The following is a 1,082-nucleotide window of genomic DNA, read 5'->3' as shown; positions in this document are numbered from 1 at the left end:
GAGGCGGGGAAGCCTCTTGAGGTGACGGAGGTGGAGCTTGCCGGCCCGAAGGCGGGCGAGGTCCTGGTCGAGATCAAGGCCACCGGCCTGTGCCACACCGACGAGTTCACGCGCTCGGGCGCCGATCCCGAGGGTCTGTTCCCGGCGATCCTGGGCCACGAGGGCGCGGGCGTCGTCGTCGAGGTGGGCGCGGGCGTCACGTCCGTCAAACCGGGCGACCACGTGATCCCGCTTTACACCCCCGAATGCCGGGAATGCGAATACTGCCTGAACCCGAAAACCAACCTCTGCCAGGCGATCCGCACGACGCAAGGTCAAGGCCTGATGCCCGACGGCACCTCGCGCTTCACCACGCTCGATGGCGACCCGATCCTGCATTACATGGGCTGTTCGACCTTTTCGAACTTCACCGTGCTGCCCGAGATCGCGGTGGCGAAAATTCGCCCCGACGCGCCCTTCGACAAGGTCTGCTATATCGGCTGCGGCGTGACCACCGGGGTCGGTGCCGTCATCAACACCGCCAAGGCCGAACCCGGCTGCCGGGCGGTGGTCTTTGGCCTGGGCGGCATCGGCCTGAACGTGATCCAGGGGCTGCGGCTGATCGGCGCCGACCAGATCGTGGGGGTCGACCTGAACCCCGCGAAACGCGAGATGGCCGAACGCTTCGGGATGACCGATTTCGTGAACCCCGCCGAGGTCGAGGGCGACCTTGTGCCCTACCTGGTGAACCTGACGAAGGGCGGGGCGGATTACAGCTTCGACGCGACCGGCAACGTGAACGTGATGCGCACCGCGCTGGAATGCTGCCACAAGGGCTGGGGCGAAAGCATCATCATCGGCGTGGCGCCGTCCGGGGCGGAAATCGCGACGCGCCCGTTCCAGCTGGTGACGGGCCGGGTCTGGCGCGGCACGGCCTTCGGCGGCGCGCGGGGCCGGACGGACGTGCCCCGGATCGTCGACTGGTACATGGACGGCAAGATCGAGATCGACCCGATGATCACCCACCAGCTGACCCTCGACGAGATCAACCACGGCTTCGACCTCATGCACGAAGGCAAATCCATCCGATCCGTCGTGGTCTA

General features: G+C 66.7%; 1 protein-coding gene. It reads left to right on the top strand.

The window, feature by feature from the left end:
* A partial coding sequence (locus tag EV662_RS19325) for an S-(hydroxymethyl)glutathione dehydrogenase/class III alcohol dehydrogenase (RefSeq protein WP_132466528.1) occupies positions 1–1,082 on the top strand: 1,082 nt, incomplete at both ends.

Origin of the sequence: Rhodovulum marinum (assembly GCF_004343075.1) — a bacterium.
GTDB classification, from domain to species: Bacteria; Pseudomonadota; Alphaproteobacteria; order Rhodobacterales; family Rhodobacteraceae; genus Rhodovulum; species Rhodovulum marinum.
This window is presented reverse-complemented; position numbering and strand designations above follow the sequence as displayed.